This window comes from Christiangramia oceanisediminis, assembly GCF_022570735.2.
Classification (GTDB): Bacteria; Bacteroidota; Bacteroidia; order Flavobacteriales; family Flavobacteriaceae; genus Christiangramia; species Christiangramia oceanisediminis.
The window spans coordinates 518,110-537,369 of sequence record NZ_JANCNS010000003.1 but is presented as its reverse complement, the minus strand read 5'-3'; the positions used below and the strand labels follow the sequence as shown (position 1 = coordinate 537,369).

General features: G+C 43.1%; 17 protein-coding genes. 6 read left to right on the top strand and 11 right to left on the bottom strand.

The window, feature by feature from the left end:
• Positions 1-18 precede the first annotated feature (18 nt).
• From MKO06_RS15220 to kdsA, 9 genes are all read right to left on the bottom strand, one after another.
• Entirely contained in the window at positions 19-783 is a 765-nt protein-coding gene (locus MKO06_RS15220; RefSeq protein WP_241552123.1) for an oxygenase MpaB family protein, read from the bottom strand.
• A gap of 11 nt (positions 784-794) precedes the next feature.
• Positions 795-1,079: a hypothetical protein gene (locus tag MKO06_RS15215; protein ID WP_241552122.1), complete on the bottom strand. Its 285-nt coding sequence runs from the start codon at positions 1,077-1,079 to the stop codon at positions 795-797.
• A gap of 79 nt (positions 1,080-1,158) precedes the next feature.
• Positions 1,159-1,467 (bottom strand): winged helix-turn-helix domain-containing protein, encoded by a 309-nt coding sequence (locus MKO06_RS15210; RefSeq protein ID WP_241552121.1) that lies wholly within the window; start codon positions 1,465-1,467, stop codon positions 1,159-1,161.
• Complete coding sequence (locus MKO06_RS15205) at positions 1,464-2,108, bottom strand: hypothetical protein (RefSeq protein ID WP_241552120.1); 645 nt, start codon at positions 2,106-2,108, stop codon at positions 1,464-1,466. Before MKO06_RS15205 ends, MKO06_RS15210 begins: the two co-directional genes overlap by 4 nt.
• A gap of 119 nt (positions 2,109-2,227) precedes the next feature.
• On the bottom strand, positions 2,228-3,082 hold the full coding sequence (locus MKO06_RS15200; protein ID WP_241552119.1) for a universal stress protein: 855 nt from the start codon (positions 3,080-3,082) through the stop codon (positions 2,228-2,230).
• Positions 3,075-4,709, bottom strand: coding sequence for a BCCT family transporter (locus tag MKO06_RS15195; RefSeq protein WP_241552118.1), 1,635 nt, complete (start codon positions 4,707-4,709; stop codon positions 3,075-3,077). Before MKO06_RS15195 ends, MKO06_RS15200 begins: the two co-directional genes overlap by 8 nt.
• Before the next feature lie 17 nt (positions 4,710-4,726).
• Positions 4,727-5,812 (bottom strand): hypothetical protein, encoded by a 1,086-nt coding sequence (locus MKO06_RS15190; protein WP_241552860.1) that lies wholly within the window; start codon positions 5,810-5,812, stop codon positions 4,727-4,729.
• Between the two features lie 90 nt (positions 5,813-5,902).
• Positions 5,903-7,063, bottom strand: coding sequence for a TonB-dependent receptor (locus MKO06_RS15185; protein ID WP_241552117.1), 1,161 nt, complete (start codon positions 7,061-7,063; stop codon positions 5,903-5,905).
• 82 nt (positions 7,064-7,145) lie between these two features.
• Positions 7,146-7,964, bottom strand: a complete 819-nt coding sequence (kdsA, locus tag MKO06_RS15180) for a 3-deoxy-8-phosphooctulonate synthase (protein WP_241552116.1) — start codon at positions 7,962-7,964, stop codon at positions 7,146-7,148.
• A gap of 127 nt (positions 7,965-8,091) precedes the next feature.
• Here kdsA and MKO06_RS15175 point away from each other — a divergent pair, with 127 nt between their 5' ends.
• From MKO06_RS15175 to MKO06_RS15160, 4 genes are all read left to right on the top strand, one after another.
• Entirely contained in the window at positions 8,092-8,577 is a 486-nt protein-coding gene (locus tag MKO06_RS15175) for a DinB family protein (RefSeq protein WP_241552115.1), read from the top strand.
• Between the two features lie 8 nt (positions 8,578-8,585).
• On the top strand, positions 8,586-10,040 hold the full coding sequence (locus MKO06_RS15170; RefSeq protein ID WP_256946191.1) for a DmpA family aminopeptidase: 1,455 nt from the start codon (positions 8,586-8,588) through the stop codon (positions 10,038-10,040).
• Positions 10,041-10,171: 131 nt separating this feature from the next.
• Entirely contained in the window at positions 10,172-11,974 is a 1,803-nt protein-coding gene (gene typA, locus MKO06_RS15165) for a translational GTPase TypA (protein ID WP_241552114.1), read from the top strand.
• A 102-nt stretch (positions 11,975-12,076) separates the two neighbouring features.
• Complete coding sequence (locus MKO06_RS15160) at positions 12,077-12,322, top strand: YgjV family protein (RefSeq protein ID WP_241552113.1); 246 nt, start codon at positions 12,077-12,079, stop codon at positions 12,320-12,322.
• A 5-nt stretch (positions 12,323-12,327) separates the two neighbouring features.
• On the opposite strand, the gene ppgK is transcribed toward MKO06_RS15160, so the two are convergent.
• Both ppgK and MKO06_RS15150 read right to left on the bottom strand, forming a co-directional pair.
• Positions 12,328-13,074: a polyphosphate--glucose phosphotransferase gene (ppgK, locus tag MKO06_RS15155; protein ID WP_241552112.1), complete on the bottom strand. Its 747-nt coding sequence runs from the start codon at positions 13,072-13,074 to the stop codon at positions 12,328-12,330.
• 555 nt (positions 13,075-13,629) lie between these two features.
• Positions 13,630-14,313, bottom strand: coding sequence for a cell division ATP-binding protein FtsE (locus tag MKO06_RS15150; protein WP_241552111.1), 684 nt, complete (start codon positions 14,311-14,313; stop codon positions 13,630-13,632).
• Between the two features lie 162 nt (positions 14,314-14,475).
• Between MKO06_RS15150 and MKO06_RS15145 the strand changes: the two genes are divergently transcribed.
• Entirely contained in the window at positions 14,476-17,496 is a 3,021-nt protein-coding gene (locus tag MKO06_RS15145) for a tetratricopeptide repeat protein (RefSeq protein WP_241552110.1), read from the top strand.
• Between the two features lie 26 nt (positions 17,497-17,522).
• Positions 17,523-19,247 (top strand): TonB-dependent receptor, encoded by a 1,725-nt coding sequence (locus MKO06_RS15140; RefSeq protein ID WP_241552109.1) that lies wholly within the window; start codon positions 17,523-17,525, stop codon positions 19,245-19,247.
• Positions 19,248-19,260: the final 13 nt, after the last annotated feature.

Sequence of the window (19,260 nt, the reverse complement as noted above, 5' to 3'; positions counted from 1 at the left end):
GAATGAAAAATGATTCGATCAGGCAGGAGCATGATCCATTTCTTTAATCTGTTCTTTGTATTGTGATGGCAGGAACATCAATTTTAGAAGCCAGTCCAGGTTGATCTCCCTGGAGATCTTATAGAAAAATATCAGCAGAAAAAGCGGCGAAAAGCTTCTGAAATTCAAGGTCTTCCTTACCTTTTTAGGACAAATGAGAACCTGGGTCTCGATCAATAACCGATACCTTAAAAAGCCCAGGTTTGATCGATATTGCTTATAGAGTTCACGAGAAAATTCACCAAAACTAAGATGCTGTTCGAGGTGATTTTGTCGCATGCTTTCGAATTGGCTAAAACCGATGGGAAGATCCTTTAAATGCATTTTTTCACCAACCTTAGAGAACACCTCAAAAACTTCCTGTTTTTCAGATAAAGTGAGTTTGCGCTCCAGGATCTCGTAAGATCGAATGGAATAGTCAATAAGCATGAACAGGACATCCCGGAAGGCCCAGTCGGGTATGTTTCTACCACGGTTTTTCTCGACCGAATTATGAATGCAGTTGATGTTTTCAATCGCCTTTTCTGCATCTTCTTTTGAAGAGAATACGATCTTCCTGGCATAGGAAACGGTTGAAAATAATCTTCCCAAAGGATCTTTTGGAAGCCGGCCGGTGTAGAATAACCAGTCTACCGCATTGTTTAGTGCAAATTCGGCAGAGGCACCGGCGAAAATGAAAAGAATGGTATCGCTCTTTCCCCAGATATCTCTTACGATAGATCCTTTTTTAACAAAATACTCCATGGGCTTTATTTTTAACTTCCTGCAAAAGGAGTTCCAAAAACACCTACGGCCAGTTCAGCCCAGATCATTAAGAATAGGCCTATTATCACTATACAGGCGATGATCCTGCTTCGGTTGGTTTTAAGTTTACTAATGGCATAATTAATTCCCAGGCCTGTCAAAAAGAGTAGGGCTCCCATGATCACAAAATCGGAGGTGGACCAGTCTACCTCGTTTGAAAATTGCATCCCAATAAAAGGGATCAGCAGAATGGTCGCAACAACCACCAGGATAATAGTTAAATTTCTTGTTTTCATAATTCATCTTGTTTTAAAGTACTTTGAAAAACAAAGTAAGTGGATAAAAAAATATGTATTCAGGTTTAGGTTTGATTTATTATTTCAGTTCATTTCTCGTATTTAATAGTTTTTCCAGGGCATCCAGGTGTTCCTGGAATGCTTTCCGACCTTTCTCGGTGGCAATATACCTGGTATTGGGTTTTCGGTCTATAAATGATTTTTCCACTTTGATATATTTCTGTTTTTCCAGCGCCTTGGTATGGCTCGCAACATTTCCGTCGGTGGCACCCAATAACTCTTTCAAAGTTTTAAAATCAACATGATCGTTCACCACCAGGACGCTCATGATCCCAAGACGGATCCTGTGGTCAAAAGCCTTGTTTATATTGCTTATGATATTCTTCATTCAGCCGTTTTCCTGTCATATTTATTATGCATCCAGATGCCGTAAATAATATGAAAGACTCCAAACCCGATTGCCCAGAAATAAATTCCGAAGCCTATGAATTGGGTTGCAATAAGCCCCAATATCACATTTGCATAACCCAGGCTTTTCAGGTCTGCAAAGGTATATTTACTTCCGTGAATAAGGGCAAGTCCGTAAAAGATTAGCATGGAAGGAGCAATAAGACCAATAAGACCGTATTGCAACAGCACCAGGCAAAAGATTCCGCCTGCCACCAAAGGAGCAAAAAAGTTGATCAGCAATCTTTTGCTGGTGTGGTCCCAGATCTTCTGGTCGTTCCTTCTGGCTTTCCGGGTCGTGAGGAATATGGCGGTGCCTATGGCCAGTAAAAGAACCGCGACAGCAATAAGGATCAACTGTTGTATTATTTCGGGATTGATGCCATTTGATAATCGGGCACTAAAATCCTGGGTATATACTGAATCCCGTCCTGCCAGGACCAATTTTGCCAGGATCGCCCCGGCGATCGCATAACATCCCGCGAAGACACCGGCTAAGCCGCTCAAGGAAATGAACCTGGAGGAGCGGTTCATCATGCTCCTGATCTCGCTAAGGTCTTTAAGATACTTTTCGTTTTCCATTATAAAGTACTTTGAAAAACAAAGTAAATGCTTTTATTTTAATTGAAGAAATAAAATTGATCAAAAAAAAATAGCCCCGCATGGCGAGGCTAATAATTGATAGAAAACTGGTTACCTGATTATTTGGCAACCCATAATGGTGTTTTCAGGGTTCTGTCAAAGAGTTCATCGGTAACCGATCCAACCAGGAGGGAAGAGAAAACATTTCCTCCAATATCCCCCACAATGAGCAGGTCTACCCCGGCTTTTTCACTTTCCAGTGCCAGTCTTTCGGCTACACTGCTATCCCGGCCGCGAATAATTTTCGTATCCAGATTACCAAGCCGGTAGCGTTTCAGGAACTTATCAAATTTCTCCCGGGTGTGCTTTTCGATCTTGGGTACCATTTCTTCCTTATCCAGGTAAGGCGTGAACTGTACCGGAACGCTATAAATGTGTACAGCAGTGACATGCGCGCTGGTTTTCTTTCTCAGTAATTCGGCTCGCTCAAAAACCCGAACAGTCTCTTTGGAAAAGTCGGTTCCTCCCCAGATTTGATCGAGTTTGGTTTGCGCCTGTTCCGGGATGGAAAGGATGTCACACTTCAACAGGCGAATAAGCTTGTCTGAAATCACTCCTGTTCCCTTGGTTTTAGATTTATTCCCTACGATGACCAGGTTGATCGAATATTTCTGCACGATATAGTTCATCAGCGATTCGGTATAGGGATCTTCAGAGATCAATACCTGGCTGGGAACATCGGCAGTGAACAATTCTGAAACCTTATCATCGAGTTCTTCGCTGATGAGTTGTTCCAGGTTCAGATCCTTCAACTGATCCTTGAACAGGTCAGAAATTTCATATTTCTTGATATTATGTACAAAATAGACCTTCTCTGGAGCAAACTTTTCGGCAAGAAAGGAAGCATACCTGATGAGGTGGTCATCCATTTCGGTAAGGTCAAGAGCTACCAGTATTTTTCTTGTTTTATCCATTACTATCGGTTTTATCGGCTGTTTTAATATTTCTTTTTTTGACGATATCTGAAACTATTTCTTCATAGTTCTCCATTTGTTTCTGGGATTTTTTCTCTTCCAGTTTGCGCAGGTCTTCACTCAATCCTTTGTATAAAGAATAACACATGATAAGGAGGATGATGGCAAACGGAAGACCGGTGACGATGGTGGCCGTTTGGAGGGCCTGTAATCCACCTCCCAGCAGCAGCACTGCAGCTACGGTACCTTCGGTAACCGCCCAGAATATACGCTGACTAACCGGTGCGTCTATCTTCCCTCCGGAAGTTAAACTATCTATTACCAGCGATCCGGAATCAGAAGAGGTGATAAAGAATCCGGCGATCAGTAGTACAGCGACGACATTAATCACCATAGAGAGTGGATAGTCCTGGAAGAATACGAATAGGGCTGTTGCGATATCATCGTTCACGGCCTGGTTCAATACTTCGTTTCCATTCATGATCTCTTCTATCGCAACGCTTCCGAAGGCTGACATCCAGAAAAAGGTCACCAGCGAAGGTACGAGTAGCACACCCAGGATGAACTCCCTGATGGTTCTTCCTTTGGAGATCCTGGCGATGAACATCCCCACAAAAGGAGACCATCCAATCCACCAGCCCCAGTAAAAGACGGTCCAGTCATTCTGCCAGTTGCCATTGGTATAGGTTTCACTCCAGGTGGAGATTTCAAGAAAATTGAAAAGGTAACTCCCGGTGTTTTCCACAAAAGACCTGAAAATAAAAATGGTGGGTCCTAAAATAAGCGCGAGGACTAGCAAAACCACCGCGATTCGCATATTCCATTCGCTAAGTACTTTTACTCCCTTATCCACACCCAATACCACCGAGGCGGTGGCGATGGCCGTGATAATCGCGATGATCACGATCTGCGCGGTGACATCTGATGGTAATCCAAATACATGGTCGAGTCCTGAAGCGATCTGCTGCACCCCGAAACCCAGCGAAGTGGCCAGTCCGAAAAGGGTCGCCAGTACTGCGAAAATATCAATGACGTCACCAATCTTTCCATAGATACGATCACCCAGGAAGGGGTAAAAGATCGAGCGTATCGTAAGCGGAAGTCCGCGGGTATAGGTAAAATAGCTCAGGGACAGTCCCACCAGGGCGTAAACAGCCCATGCATGGAATCCCCAGTGTAAAAATGTAAAGTTCATGGCTTCCTGTGCCGCTGCAGCTGAACCTGCTTCAGCGGTTGGCGGAGCATTAAAGTGCATGACCGGTTCTCCCACTCCAAAGAAAAGCAAACCAATTCCCATACCTGCACTAAAAAGCATGGCAAACCAGGAAAGCGTCTTGAACTCGGGTTTGGCATTCTGCCCCCCGATCCTCAGTTTTCCAAAGCGGCCCAGGGCCAGGTAAATAAGGAAAACAAAAAAGAGGTTGATACAAAGAATAAAGAACCAGTCGGCATTTTCTGCCACGCCGTTCTGAAGTTCTTCGAAGAAGCTTTCGGCCTGTTCCTTAAAAATAAGGGTTAGAGCAATACTTGCGATGATAAAAATTGAAGAAGTAAAAAAAACAGGCCCGTTGACCTCTAATCCAAAAATGGATTTCTTTTCGTCACTTCTTGTTACTTTTTCTGCCATAAAATGTGTCTTTCGGTTTAAAAATAATAGCCAATATTAATATTGAATCTGGCTTCCCATTTCGCATCGGGATTGCCTTCAGCGAAATCGTCTACGAAATTGCCGCCTAGCCAGGACTGGTTATACCCGGCCGCGTAATCTACGTAAGTGTATATTTGACCGGCTGTAATGAGCACGCCGGTAACGTTCATAAAACTATCTTCAAAGCTTGTCACTTTTTTATCCATATACCCGAAGTCATTATAGAATTCGAGATTGGATATAGGGCCAAGGCTTACAGGTATGCTTTTTGAAACAGCCAACGTATAGATATTGAAATCTGAAGCTACGGAATAGGGTGCCCCGTAAGCTCCCATTTGAATGATTTCATTCGATTCCCTCTCGGCATTTTCAGGATCATGATCTATTGTCATGCCCTGCAATTTAAGGTTCCAGTCATTCACAAAAAATTCGTAATGCAGGGCGATACCGCTATGGTGGCCAGTTCTTCTGGTGTCCAGGTTGTAGATGCCTCCATATTGCGCCGATGCACCAATTCTTTGTTGAAATTGTTCCCCGGTCTTGTAGATAAGCTTTCCGTTGAACTGGTTTACTTCTTTATTTCTTCCAACTATATCGTACGAATACCGGGAAGGACTGGCTTCAGAAGTATTTCCGAAGATCTGCTCTTCAGCATTCTTATAAAATGCAAGGTCATATTCAAAATGCTCTCCTTTATGCACGTATTTCACACCCATATCGTGGTCGTCTTCCAGTCCCATATAATAGGTAAGGTTAAAAAACCAGTTATGAGAATTATACTGTTGTATGCCGAAGGGAACCTGGCTAAGGCCAATTTGAACCTCTCTTTTTTCATCGAATCGGTATCCCATCCAGGCCTGCTTTAGAAAACTACCACCGAAGGCATCCGAATAAAAGCGATATTCTGCATCCACGTAAAGATCGGCATAGCTTCCTTTTACATTGATCCGGAACATATCATAGCCAAAATCACCTCCACGGTCTTTTTGACCTTCTTTCCAGGAAGATAGGTTGTAATTGAACCTGAGGGCACCACCGAGATCCAGTTTGGGTTTTTCTTCCTGGCCCAGAACCGGACTCATGAATGCCGGAAGAACGATCAAAATGATCAATTTCCGGCTTAATTCGGTAATATGTTTGTTCCTTTCTAACAAACTTTGGTTTAAACAATTCTAAAAATAGTAGCCAATATTGATATTGAACCGTGCTTCCCACTTGGCATCAGGGTCTCCAGTAGAAAAATCGTCTACATAATCTCCTCCCAGCCACGAATGGTTATAGCCGGCCGCGTAATCTACAAAACAAAAAATTGGTCCTGAACTGAACAGGAATCCAACCACGTTCATGATCGAATCATCAAAGCCCGAATTTCGTTTCCTCATATACCCGAAATCGTTGTACACCTCTATATGTTTTACCAGTTTGGTATTAATATCAAGGATTCGGGAGATCCCTATATTGTAGATCTCAAATTCGGTCGCGACCTCATATGGAGCGCCAAAAGCTCCCATCATGATAGATTGCCTGGATTCTCCCTCGGCATTCTCGGGGCTGAATGAAGCGGTAAGTGCTTGAGCCTTAATAAGCCAGTCTTCGGTCTTATACTCATAATGCGCCGCCAGGGCATATCGATCTCCTGTATTCCTGGTATCCAGGTTGTAGATCCCTCCATACTGTGCCGAAAGCCCAAAATTATGGGCTGGATTCTTGAGTGGTTTATAGATAACCTTTCCGTTGAACTGGTGAATCTCTTTATTGCGTCCCACAATATCATAGGCATACCTGTTGGAAGTATGTTCAGAAATATCAGCAAAGATCTCCTCTTCTGCATTCTTGAAATAGCCAAAATGGTATTCCAGTCTTTCAGCGGTATGCGTAAATGTGACTCCCATATCGTAATCATCCTCAAGTCCTACATAGTAGGGAAGGTTAAAGAAAAAATTATGCGAATTATAGCGTTCGATCCCAAAAGGTACTTTTGCAAGGCCAAATTCGATGAGGTTCTTTTCATCGAAATTATAGCCTACCACACCTTCTTTCAGGAAATCCCCGCCAAACACATCGGCATAAAGCCTGTATTCAGCCCGGGCGAACAGGCCCTGGTAGGTGCCGCTAACATTGAGGCGGAAGAGATCATATCCAAAATCGCCACCTCGATCTTTCTGGCCTTCTTTCCAGGAAGAAAGATTATAGTTAAAGCGTATGGCACCACCTATATCCAGCGTAGGTTTTTCATCATCCTGGGCGCTGAGCACAGGATTTAAAAATATAAAAATAAAACAGCCAACAACGGCCAGTTTGGGACAGGCGAAGTTTAGAAAATCACTGTGCATTTATGAGAGGTGTCGGTTAAATTTTGAATTTAAACCGAATTTTCCTCTTTAATCCTAAGCGTTACGAACTTTGGGAAATATTTTAGATTTCGTTCACTGTTTTTCTGATTTTTACCAGATTGCTAAGCAAACCTTCCAAATGGGAAAGATCGAGCATATTCGCCCCGTCACTTTTGGCGTTTGCAGGATCAAAATGCGTTTCGAGGAATAGGCCGTCTACTTTGTTCACAACTCCAGCCCTGGCAATGGTTTCGATCATATCTGGTCTTCCGCCTGTCACTCCGCTGCTTTGGTTAGGCTGCTGAAGCGAATGCGTGACATCCAAAACGGTTGGTGCAAACTCACGCATGGTTGGAATTCCGCGGAAATCAACAATAAGGTCCTGGTAGCCGAACATGGTTCCACGATCGGTGACCATTACCTGTTCGTTATTGCAGTCGGTCACCTTGGTCACGGCATGTTTCATGCTTTCCGGGCTCATGAACTGGCCTTTTTTAAGGTTGATGACACGGCCGGTTTCGGCGGCAGCGACAACCAGGTCGGTTTGTCTAACCAGGAAGGCAGGGATCTGCAATACATCTACATATTCTGCGGCGAGTTGCGCATCGCTGATCTCGTGTATATCGGTAATGGTAGGTATTTCAAAGGTTTCGGAAACCTTGCGAAGGATCTTCAGCGCTTTTTCATCTCCAATACCTGTAAAGCTATCGATACGGCTTCGGTTGGCCTTTTTGAAGGAGCCCTTGAAAACGTATGGGATTTCCAGCTTATCGGTAATGCTCACCACTTTTTCGGCAATTCTAAGGGCCATTTCTTCGCCTTCTATGGCACAGGGTCCAGATAGTAAAAAGAAGTTTCCAGAATTGGTATGCTTGAGATTCTTGATTTTGCGTAGATCCATCTTATTCTATTTTGGAACAAAGATAATCGAATTAATTCCGCATTGCAATGAGCACAGAAATTGGGTATAATGAGTTTTATAAATCTAATTTTCAGTAAATTAGAGTCTTCAACTAAAATCAGCCAAAATGAAAATTTATGAATTCCTCATTCCCCAATTGCAGCAAGAAGTAGCGCTTACCGAGAAATTCCTGAAAAGGATTCCGGAAGATAAGATGGATTACAAACCACATGAGAAATCGATGACGATCAGGCAGATCGCCAACCACCTTGCCGAGATCCCATCCTGGATCACCGGGACAATGGAAGCCGGGAATATGGATGTAAAAGGCTACAAACCTCTTGAACATGGCACTGTGGACGAGATCGTAAAAGAATTGAAGAACAATACGGCCGAAGCAGAGAAAGCTTTAAAGAAAGCGGATGATGAATTCGAGCGTATGTGGAGAATGACCAATGATGGGGAGATCCTGTTCGAAATGCCAAAATTCAATGTTCTGCAGTCTATGGTAATGGGGCAGTTCCCGCACCACAGGGCGCAACTCGGCGTTTATTTCCGGTTATTGGATATCTCGGTTCCGGCCACTTACGGGCCTTCAGCAGATGAACAATAAATATGTTCATGGTTACTTTCAGATATCTTCTTTTAGGCCTAGCTTTTATTCTTTTATACAGTGCTAATGCCCAGCAATCAAGGGCCCGTGACCTTGGAATCCCCTTTGATGGAGAGCCGGGACCTCTTAATTCGATTACCGATGTAAAAGGGGTGGAAGTAGGTCATAGTACGATCATTTGGGGAGAAGGTGAGAATGTGGTGGGTAAAGGGCCGGTGAGAACGGGAGTTACGGCAATTTTTCCGAGGGGTAAGAAGTTTAGTCCGGTTTATGCTAACTGGGATAGTCTTAATGGTAACGGAGAAATGACGGGTACTACCTGGATCACAGAATCTGGTTTCCTGGAAACCCCTATTATGATCACCAATACCAATAGCGTTGGAGTGGTTAGAGACGCCGTATTGAAATGGTATGTGGATACGGGCTGGTACGGTGAAGACAACTGGTGGTACACATATCCCGTAGTGGCCGAGACATATGACGGATTTTTAAATGATATCTATGGATTTCATGTAAAAGAAGAGCATGTACTGGAAGCAATAGGAAATGCCTCAACAGGTATTGTTCCAGAAGGGAATGTTGGGGGAGGCACTGGCATGATGGCCCTGGGTTTTAAAGGTGGGATAGGTTCGGCTTCCCGGCAGTTCTTTCTTCAGGATAGCTTATACACCTTAGGAGTGCTGGTTCAGGCAAATTTTGGTTCCAAAAGCAATCTGCATATAGCCGGGGTACCCGTAGGTATGCAATTACAGGATACACTAAATTACGAACTGAAGGCCCCGGCCAATCTTCAAAGAAAAGAAGGAGATGGTTCTGTTATCGTAGTGGTTGCAACAGATGCTCCGCTACTTCCACATCAGTTAAAAAGGCTGGCTCAACGGGTTCCATTGGGGTTAGCGCTGGTAGGTGGAAAGGGCTATAATGGTTCGGGAGATATCTTTATCGCGTTTTCTACTGCCAATCAAAATGCTTTCAATAGAAATGACCTGGCACAGGTGGAAGTGATCCCAAACGAGTTTATTGATGTTCTTTTTGAATCCACCATTCAGGCCGTGGAAGAATCGGTTATCAATGCCATGGTTGCCGCGGAGACCATGACCGGAATTAACGGCAATAAGGCTTATGCTATTCCGCATGAAAGCATCACTAAACTGATGAAGGAATATAAGCGTTATGAAAATCCTGAAACAAGAGCCTATGCTCCTAATTACTCTGGAGAGTTGATTGGATCTTACCAGCTTCAACCAGAAGGTCAATTTAAAATTAGATTGCTGAACAAAAAGTTAGTGGCTATTTTTCCCTGGCGTTCAGGATTTTCTAATCTGATGGAAGTTTCCAGGGATGTTTTTGAAGTTGAGGGGGAACCCTTTCAATTAACTTTTCAACGTAATGAGAACAATAAGGTTGAAAGGGTGATCATTGGATCTAATGGGCAGGAATTTACGGCCAAAAAAGTGAAATAGCTTTATAGGATTTCTATTTATGATAAATAATAGGCTTAAAACATTCTGAAAATCAGCTTTTTAAATTCTTTTTAAACAATGATGAAATAGCGAAAAATAGCTGTACATTTGCAGCCTCAAAAAAAGGCTATATGACAGCTATTAGAAATATCGCGATTATCGCACACGTTGACCACGGAAAGACTACCCTGGTTGACAAAATAATGCACCACTGTGAACTCTTCCGTGACAACGAATCTACAGGAGAACTGATCCTGGATAACAATGATCTGGAAAGAGAACGCGGAATTACCATTACCTCCAAGAACGTTTCGGTTACTTATAAGGATACGAAGATCAATATCATCGATACTCCTGGTCACGCCGATTTTGGTGGGGAGGTTGAGCGTGTACTTAACATGGCAGACGGTGTACTTCTATTAGTTGATGCTTTTGAAGGGCCTATGCCACAGACTCGTTTTGTATTGCAAAAGGCAATCGATCTTGGATTGAAGCCGTGTGTGGTTGTGAACAAGGTAGATAAAGAGAACTGTACCCCGGATGAGGTACATGAAAAGGTTTTTGATTTGATGTTCGAACTGGGTGCCGAAGAATGGCAGCTGGATTTCCCAACCGTATATGGTTCGGCCAAGAATAACTGGATGAGCCTGGACTGGCAGCATCAAACCAACAATATCGAGCCATTGCTTGATATGGTTATTGAACATATTCCTGCTCCAAAAGTAGATACCGCTGGGACTCCTCAAATGCTGATCACCTCATTAGACTTCTCATCTTTCACAGGGCGTATCGCCATTGGAAGATTACAGAGAGGAACCTTGAAGGAAAATCAGCAGGTTTCTTTGGTAAAGCGTGACGGCTCTATCAAGAAAACTAAGATCAAAGAGGTTCATACTTTCGAAGGTCTTGGACGTAGAAAGGTTGACCATGTACAGGCGGGAGATATTTGTGCGCTAGTTGGACTGGAAGGTTTCGAGATTGGGGATACTGTTGCCGATTTTGAAAATCCGGAAGGATTAAAGACCATCCGTATCGATGAGCCAACCATGAGTATGCTGTTCACGATCAACGATTCTCCATTCTTCGGAAAGGACGGAAAGTTCGTGACCTCAAGACATATCAAGGAAAGACTTTATAAAGAACTGGAAAAGAACCTTGCGCTTCGTGTCGAGGAGACTGATAGTGCCGATAAATTCATGGTTTATGGTAGAGGGGTACTTCACCTTTCGGTATTGATCGAAACTATGAGACGTGAAGGTTACGAACTTCAGATTGGTCAGCCGCAAGTAATTATCAAGGAAATTGATGGTGTAAAATGCGAGCCTGTTGAAGAATTGACCATTGACCTTCCTGAAGATGTTTCAGGAAAGGCGGTTGAAATGGTGACCATGAGAAAAGGGGAGATGCTGAGCATGGAAGCCAAGGGTGACCGAATGAACATACAGTTCATCATTCCATCAAGGGGAATTATCGGGTTAAGAAACCAGCTGTTAACCGCGACTGCCGGTGAAGCGATCATGGCTCACCGTTACAAGGAATACCAGCCGTTAAAAGGTGGAATTCCGGAGCGCCAGAACGGTTCACTGGTCTCTATGGAAAAAGGAAAGGCAATTCCTTATTCTATCGATAAGCTTCAGGACAGAGGAAAGTTCTTCGTGGATCCGGGAGAAGAGATCTATGAAGGTCAGGTAATTGGGGAGAATTCACGCCAGGATGATATGGTGGTAAACATCACTAAAACCAAAAAACTTTCTAACGTACGTTCTTCAGGAGCCGATGATAAAGCGAAGATCGTTCCTGCGATCAAGTTCTCTCTGGAAGAGGCACTGGAATATATTCAGAAAGATGAGTATGTAGAAGTGACTCCAAATCATTTAAGATTGAGAAAGATCCTTTTAACAGAGAACGAGCGTAAAAGATCAAAAGCGATCTAATTTGCAATTCGTTTAGAAACTCAAATTAGAGATCTTAAGGACGAAATAAAACTATATGAAAAGCCTGCCGCTAAGGCGGGCTTTTTTATTAATAAACATATTATGACGGAAATATTTGGAATAACGATCACCGAATGGATAGGTTACCTCGCCTCATTTTTTGTGTTGCTTTCTTTCCTGATGAGAAATATTGTGACCCTGCGGTATGTGAACAGCATTGGCTGTCTTTTCTTCGTTGCTTACGGAGTATTGCTTGATTCCTGGCCGGTGATCATCACCAATGTCGCCATTGTTTGTGTGAATTTCTACTACCTGTTCATCAATAAGAAGAAGCCTGAAACCGCTTAAAGGATTTATTTTATGAATTTATTTCTGGCAGCGATCGCAGCGCCCAGTATGCCGGAGTCATTCCGGAGTTTTGCAGGCATAAGTTCAGTGTCTACATCGAGGTATTTCTCGAATTGATCCCAGTCATTCGAAATTCCGCCACCAACCAGGATCAGATCTGGATTAAGGATGGTGTGAACATAATTTAGAAAGATATTGAATCGGTAGGCCCAGTCTTTATAGCTAAGATTCTCTTCTGTTTTAATCGATGACGCAGCCCATTCCTCGATCTTCTGATATTCTTTATACGGGATCTGGCCCAGTTCAAAATTGGGGATCAGTTCCCCGTTCAAATAGGCTCCGCTGCCTAATCCGGTGCCAACGGTGATCATCAGGATAAATCCCTTACGATCTTTTCCAGCGCCAAATTCAATTTCGGCCAGTCCGGCAGCGTCGGCATCGTTGATCACGGTAAATTCAAGTCCGGTAGATTTTTCAAATAGCGCATCTACATCTACATCTATCCATTTTCGGCTTAAATTACCCGGGTGTTTACAAATCCCTTTTTTTACAATGGTAGGGAAACCACAACCCACCTCACCTTTAAAATTGAAATCATCTACCATTTGAGTCACTGCCCTGGCTATCACTTCCGGGTCCCGGGATTCGGGAGTAGGGATGCTGTGAGTTTCTGTCTTTAACTTTCCAGTTTCAACATCTACAATAGCCCCTTTAAGACTGGAGCCGCCTATGTCTATTCCTAATATTTCCATTTGCCAGATTGACCGTGATACAAGTTATCAAAAATGAACTTCTTCGAAAAGGTTTTTAGGGAATGTTTGGGTTTCCTCTTGGTGAAATTCTGTTATGAATGACAGGCCTGATTGAGTTGTTTCGGCAAGTTTGTGATGCTGAATCTATTTTCGCATCTAATGTTTAAATCTGAAATTTTATCGTGATCTAAGTCATTTCGAAGGAGCAAAGCGACTGAGAAATCTACTCCGCAATCTTTCAGATCTCTCCCTTCGGTCGAGATGACAAAATAGAATATTGTGTCAAACGGCATGGCGAGAATTTCAACGAATGCTTCTATTCAATTTTCGTCATTCTGAATTTATTTCAGCATCTCAATTAATATCTTTAAGAGACCCTGAAACAAGTTCAGGGTGACGGCCTTTTTCATGTCACTGTGAGGTAGCGTGGCAGTCTATTCCTAGAAGTTTTTGTGATTTTACAGAGAGAATGCTTCGTCGTTTTTCTCTTTGCAATGATGTTCAGCAAAGTCACTGCTAGCGAAGCGTGGCAGTCTCTATGAAGTTCAATAGATTTTACACCGATTTCTGTACCACCTCAAAAACCCGTTGTCCATCACACTTCAATGTCTTTGAAGGATATTTCAGCAGCAAGGCATAATCGTGAGTTGCCATCAAAATGGTGTTCCCGTTGCGGCTTATTTCCTGCAAAACTTCCATCACTTCAACCGAAGTTTGTGGATCCAGGTTTCCCGTAGGTTCATCGGCAAGTATCAATTCGGGATCGTTCAATAGGGCCCTGGCAATAGCAACCCGTTGCTGTTCCCCTCCCGAAAGCTGGTACGGAAATTTAAAACCCTTGGTATTCATCCCCACTTTCTTAAGAACTTCGTCGATCTTATGCTCAATGGCCGTTTTGTCTTTCCAGCCCGTGGCTTTAAGAACAAAAAGAAGGTTTTCCTTCACGTTCCTGTCTGTAAGTAATTTGAAGTCCTGGAAGACCACACCCAGTTTCCGGCGAAGAAAAGGAATATCCTTTTCCTTAAGAGTTCTAAGGTTATAATCAACGATATGGCCTTCTCCTTCGGTAAGCGGGAGATCCCCGTAAAGGGTTTTCATAAAACTACTTTTCCCGGTCCCGGTCTTCCCGATGAGATATACAAAGTCACCTTTATTCACGGTAACGTCTACATCAGATAAAATCAGGGCTTCGCGTTGATAGATCGCCGCATTTTTAAGTTCCAGGACAGTTTCAGACATGGGTTTCTAACGTTGATTCGGGTTGTAAAATTATTTTCAAATATACATTTTTCAAAAGGCCAGCAGTCACTTTTTTTTTAGTTAACATAATTATAGAAGTTAATGGGCGTTATAGAAGCAAGCTTTAAATTATCTTTGAACACCAAATCAAAACCCTTATAAATGACACTTAAAAGAGCTTTTCTGCTAGTCGTTTTTATATCTTCCTCATTTTCTGCTATTTGTCAGCAAACTGCCGTATATACTCATGACCTGGCCGATTTTAATCGGGCCCTGGAATTATATAATAATGAGCAGTACCTGGCCGCCCAGAACCTTTTTGACGAGGTTAAAGATGAAACAACCGATGAAAAGATAAAAGGTGATGCAGCCTATTATATCGCCAATGCAGCTGTGCGTTTGAACCAGCCAGGGGCAGACAGATTGATGGAAGAATTTGTAACCCGTTATCCAACCAGTACCAAGACCAATTCGGCTTATTTAGATGTGGCTGATTATTATTTCAATACCGGGAAATATGCGTTGTCAAGACGCTGGTATGACAGGGTAGACGAAAAGGCGATGAGCAGGAAAGACAGGGAGCGCTTTTATTTCAATAACGGTTATGCCTATTTCAGGTCTAACCAGTTCGAAGAAGCGCAAACCTATTTGAACAGGGTGAGGGATTCAAAGGAGTATGGTGCCCAGGCCAAGTATTACCTTGGTTATATTGCTTATGAAGGTGACGATTATGAAGAGGCCAACCAATATTTCGAAGAAGTAAAAGGAAACGAGCGGTATACCGAAGATCTTTCCTATTTCCAGGCCGATATGAACTTCAAATTAGGGAATTTTGAAAAAGCCATCGAACAGGGACTGGAACAATTGCCAAATGCCAACAGGCAGGAAATTCCGCAGTTGAACAAGATCATAGGGGAAAGTTATTTCAATCTTGGGCAGTATGAAGAGGCTATTCCCTATCTGAAGGGATATAACGGGCTTGGCGGAAAATGGAACAATACCGATTATTACCAGCTTGGATACGCCTATTACAAACAGGGCAATTATGAAGCCGCGATCAACGAATTCAACAAGATCATAGACGGGAATAACGCGATTGCGCAGAATGCCTATTATCATTTAGCACAATCCTACCTGGAATCCAACCAGAAACAACAGGCGCTTAATGCCTTTAAGAATGCCAGCGAGATGGAATTCGATGCGAAGATTCAGAAAGATGCAATGCTCAATTATGCCAAGCTCAGTTATGAGATAGGGAACTCGTATGAAAGCCCTTCACAGGTTTTGATCACCTATCTGAACAAATATCCGGATACCGAGAACAGGCAGGAAATAGAATCTTTATTGATAGACTCGTTTATCACTTCCAAAAACTACGAGGAAGCCATGAGGCTGTTAGAAAATAACAGGAATTTCAGCGACAAGCAGGCTTATCAAAAAGTGGCTTATTTCTATGGCCTTGAATTGTTTGAGGAAGGAGATTATTATGGAGCGATCGAGAATTTCGACAAGGCTTTAAAGGAGCCAAGAGACCAGGCCATCACGGCAAAGGCAACATTCTGGAAGGCTGAAAGCGAATACAATGTGAACCGCCTGGATGATGCCATCCTGGGTTACCGCGAATTCAAGGGGATGAGCGCAGCCAGGAATACTGATGAATACCAGGACCTGGATTATAATATTGGATATGCCTATTTCAAAAAGAACGATTATTCACAGGCTGTAAATTATTTTAAATCTTATGTAGACAGTCCCAATGCCGACGGAGCAAGGAAGAACGATGCGCTTTTAAGGCTTGGAGATACCTACTACGTGACCAGCCAGTACTGGCCGGCGATGGAAGCTTACCAAAAAGCCATCGATAACGGCGTGAGCAATGCCGATTATGCCGCATTTCAGAAAGCGATTAGCTACGGATTCGTGCAAAGAAATGAGACCAAGATTGAAGAGCTTAATTCTTTCATCAATCGCTATCCGCGTTCCTCGTACCGTGATGATGCGATGTATGAATTAGGGAATACTTACGTGGCCGTGAATAATACTTCACAGGCGATCCAGTCTTATAACAGGCTGATCAGGGATGTACCGCAAAGTGCGCTGGTTCCGAAGGCTATGTTAAGACAGGGTTTGATCTATTACAACCAGAATGAAGGTAACAAGGCACTGGAAAAATTCAGAAAAGTAGTTGCTGAATACCCGAACACTCCCGAAGCAAAACAGGCGGTTTCTACAGCGAGAAATGTGTATGTAGACCTTGGGCGTACCGATGAATATGCCAGCTGGGTTCGCAATATCGACTTTGTGGAAGTTAGTGATGCCGACCTGGACAATACTACCTATGAGGCTGCCGAAAACCAGTATATCAATAATAATACTCAAAAGGCGATCGCCAATTTTGAAAAATATGTACAGAGCTTCCCTAACGGGATCCACTCGATCAATGCCAACTTTTACCTCGCCCAGTTATACTACCGCGAAGGCCAGGTTGAAAAATCCATTCCGCATTACAAATATGTGACCTCGAGACCAAAGAATGAATTTACCGAGCAGTCCCTGACCAGGCTTTCGGAGATTTATCTTGAGAAAAAGGATTATGCCAGCGCCCTTCCATTATTAGAGAAACTGGAAAAACAGGCCGATAATCAGCAGAATGTCGCCTTTGCACAGCAAAACCTGATGAAATCTTATTACGAGACAGGTGATTATGCAAAGGCCAATGCCTATGCTGAAAAAGTGCTGAATAATTCAGGAGCAGATGGCGCAGCGAAGAATGATGCCCGCATCATGGTAGCCAGGGCTGCGATTGAATCGGGTAATGAATCAAAAGCGCGTTCAGCCTATAAGGAAGTTCAGAAGTCAGCCACCGGCGAGCTCGCTGCAGAAGCTCTTTATTATGATGCCTATTTCAAGTATAAAGATGGAAATTATGAAGCTTCCAATGCGGCAGTACAGATCCTGGCGAAAGACTTCTCCGGTTACAAACGCTGGGGAGCCAAAGGCCTGGTGTTGATGGCAAGAAATTTCTATGCTCTTAAGGATGCTTACCAGGCAACTTATATCCTGGAAAATGTGATCAATAATTTCCAGAAGTATCCGGAGATCGTCCAGGAAGCTAAGACTGAACTCTCAAGGATCAAGGCCCAGGAAGCAAAGACCAACTCTTCCGTAGAAACCAATAACTAAACTTAATCTAATAGACCTACTGCTATATGCATTTTAAAGCGATCAAGAAAAATCTGTTCTTTAGTATGTTCATGTTCTGTGGATTCCTGTATGCGCAGGATCCTATAGGAAGTGAGACCGTGACCGTGGTGAAGCCCTATACGCCTTCAGTGAGCGATGCCAACAAGATCAGGGAAACCCCCAGCAGGAATGATTCTGTGAGTTTGCAAAAGAAGCCCGTTCAGTATTCCATATTTTCGGTTCCGGTTGCTTCCACTTTTACTCCTGCCAAAGGAAGAGCCACCACTGTGGAGAGGGTTAGGCCTCCAAAGGTGTATGATAATTATGCCACGCTTGGCTTCGGAAATTACTCCAATGTCCTGGCCGAATTCTACTCGAACCTTGAAATAGACCGTTCCAGCAATTTTGGTATCTCTTTAAATCATAATTCATCCCAGGGCGGCATTGAAGATGTGATCCTGGAAAATAAATTTTATGATACTGAACTGAACCTGAACTATAATACGCGAAACAGGGATCTTTCCTGGATCGCCGAAGTTGGGGGAGAACACCAGCTTTTTAACTGGTATGGTTTGCCGGAGTTCAATTCGAATTCAGATGCTGAATTGCTTAGCCTGGACTCCCAGCAAAACTATTATTCGGTTTACCTGGGAAGTGAGATCGAACTATATGATTCATTCTTCGACAGCGCGAATGCTCAATTCAGGCATTCTGGCGATGCTTATGGAACTGCTGAAAATCATTTTAATGCAGAAGGGATCTTCGAGATCGAGATAGCTGAAGAACTCATCACTACTGCAGTTGGTGCTGATATCGTGAACGGGAAGTTTGACGAAGCCTACGACGGCGGAGCGGGTTACGATTATACTTTTATGAATTTCAATATTAAACCAAGCTTACTGATACTTAGAGATGATCTTAGCATTAACCTTGGGGTGAATTTCGTGTATGGGATGGATGTTGAAGCCAGTGATAATTCGTTCTATATCTACCCGGCCGTAACAGCCAGTTACAGGCTTGCAGGTGATTATTTTACCGCTTATGCCGGACTTGATGGAGATCTGCAGCAGAACACTTATTACAATTTCTACCAGGAAAACCCGTATGTATCACCTACGCTTACTATCAGGCCAACCGATAATGAGTACAAGGGGTACCTGGGAGCTAAGGGAAAACTTTCCAATGCCATATCATATAATGTTAGAGGAAGTTACCAGTCACAGTTCAATAAGGCCCTTTTTAAAAGGAATTATGATGCCTCAACCCTGGAGGGTGAAGCCTATACCTACGGAAACAGTTTCGAGGTGGTATATGATGACGTGAAGACCCTTTCATTTTACGGAGAATTAAATGTTGATGTGAATACTAACTTTAGATTAGGCATTAACGGAGAGTTCTTTAATTATAATACCGATGTACAGGCTTCAGCCTGGAACCTACCTACGATGAAAGCCAGCCTGAATGCCGATTACCAGATCACTGAAAAATGGTATGCCGGAGCAAACCTGTTCTACGTTGGGGAGCGCAAAGATGAGGTTAGATCGATAAGCCTGGTATTTGACGAACCGGTTGCGACAGTTGATAGTTATTTTGATGTGAATACCCACGTTGGTTATCGCTTTAACGATCGCCTTTCGGCTTTTGTGAAAGGAGCGAACTTACTGAATAACGATTACCAGAGATGGCTGGACTATGATGTGCAGGGAATACAGGTTCTGGCAGGAGCCACTTATAAATTCGATTGGAATTAATTTTTAGATCGTA

Excerpts from the sequence above, each read along its gene's own strand:
- MKO06_RS15220 (WP_241552123.1), bottom strand. The coding sequence starts at position 783 with ATGGAGTATTTTGTTAAAAAAGGATCTATCGTAAGAGATATCTGGGGA.
- MKO06_RS15215 (WP_241552122.1), bottom strand. The coding sequence starts at position 1,079 with ATGAAAACAAGAAATTTAACTATTATCCTGGTGGTTGTTGCGACCATT.
- MKO06_RS15210 (WP_241552121.1), bottom strand. The coding sequence starts at position 1,467 with ATGAAGAATATCATAAGCAATATAAACAAGGCTTTTGACCACAGGATC.
- MKO06_RS15205 (WP_241552120.1), bottom strand. The coding sequence starts at position 2,108 with ATGGAAAACGAAAAGTATCTTAAAGACCTTAGCGAGATCAGGAGCATG.
- MKO06_RS15200 (WP_241552119.1), bottom strand. The coding sequence starts at position 3,082 with ATGGATAAAACAAGAAAAATACTGGTAGCTCTTGACCTTACCGAAATG.
- MKO06_RS15195 (WP_241552118.1), bottom strand. The coding sequence starts at position 4,709 with ATGGCAGAAAAAGTAACAAGAAGTGACGAAAAGAAATCCATTTTTGGA.
- MKO06_RS15190 (WP_241552860.1), bottom strand. The coding sequence starts at position 5,812 with ATGAGTCCGGTTCTGGGCCAGGAAGAAAAACCCAAACTGGATCTCGGT.
- MKO06_RS15185 (WP_241552117.1), bottom strand. The coding sequence starts at position 7,063 with ATGCACAGTGATTTTCTAAACTTCGCCTGTCCCAAACTGGCCGTTGTT.
- kdsA (WP_241552116.1), bottom strand. The coding sequence starts at position 7,964 with ATGGATCTACGCAAAATCAAGAATCTCAAGCATACCAATTCTGGAAAC.
- MKO06_RS15175 (WP_241552115.1), top strand. The coding sequence starts at position 8,092 with ATGAAAATTTATGAATTCCTCATTCCCCAATTGCAGCAAGAAGTAGCG.
- MKO06_RS15170 (WP_256946191.1), top strand. The coding sequence starts at position 8,586 with ATGGTTACTTTCAGATATCTTCTTTTAGGCCTAGCTTTTATTCTTTTA.
- typA (WP_241552114.1), top strand. The coding sequence starts at position 10,172 with ATGACAGCTATTAGAAATATCGCGATTATCGCACACGTTGACCACGGA.
- MKO06_RS15160 (WP_241552113.1), top strand. The coding sequence starts at position 12,077 with ATGACGGAAATATTTGGAATAACGATCACCGAATGGATAGGTTACCTC.
- ppgK (WP_241552112.1), bottom strand. The coding sequence starts at position 13,074 with ATGGAAATATTAGGAATAGACATAGGCGGCTCCAGTCTTAAAGGGGCT.
- MKO06_RS15150 (WP_241552111.1), bottom strand. The coding sequence starts at position 14,313 with ATGTCTGAAACTGTCCTGGAACTTAAAAATGCGGCGATCTATCAACGC.
- MKO06_RS15145 (WP_241552110.1), top strand. The coding sequence starts at position 14,476 with ATGACACTTAAAAGAGCTTTTCTGCTAGTCGTTTTTATATCTTCCTCA.
- MKO06_RS15140 (WP_241552109.1), top strand. The coding sequence starts at position 17,523 with ATGCATTTTAAAGCGATCAAGAAAAATCTGTTCTTTAGTATGTTCATG.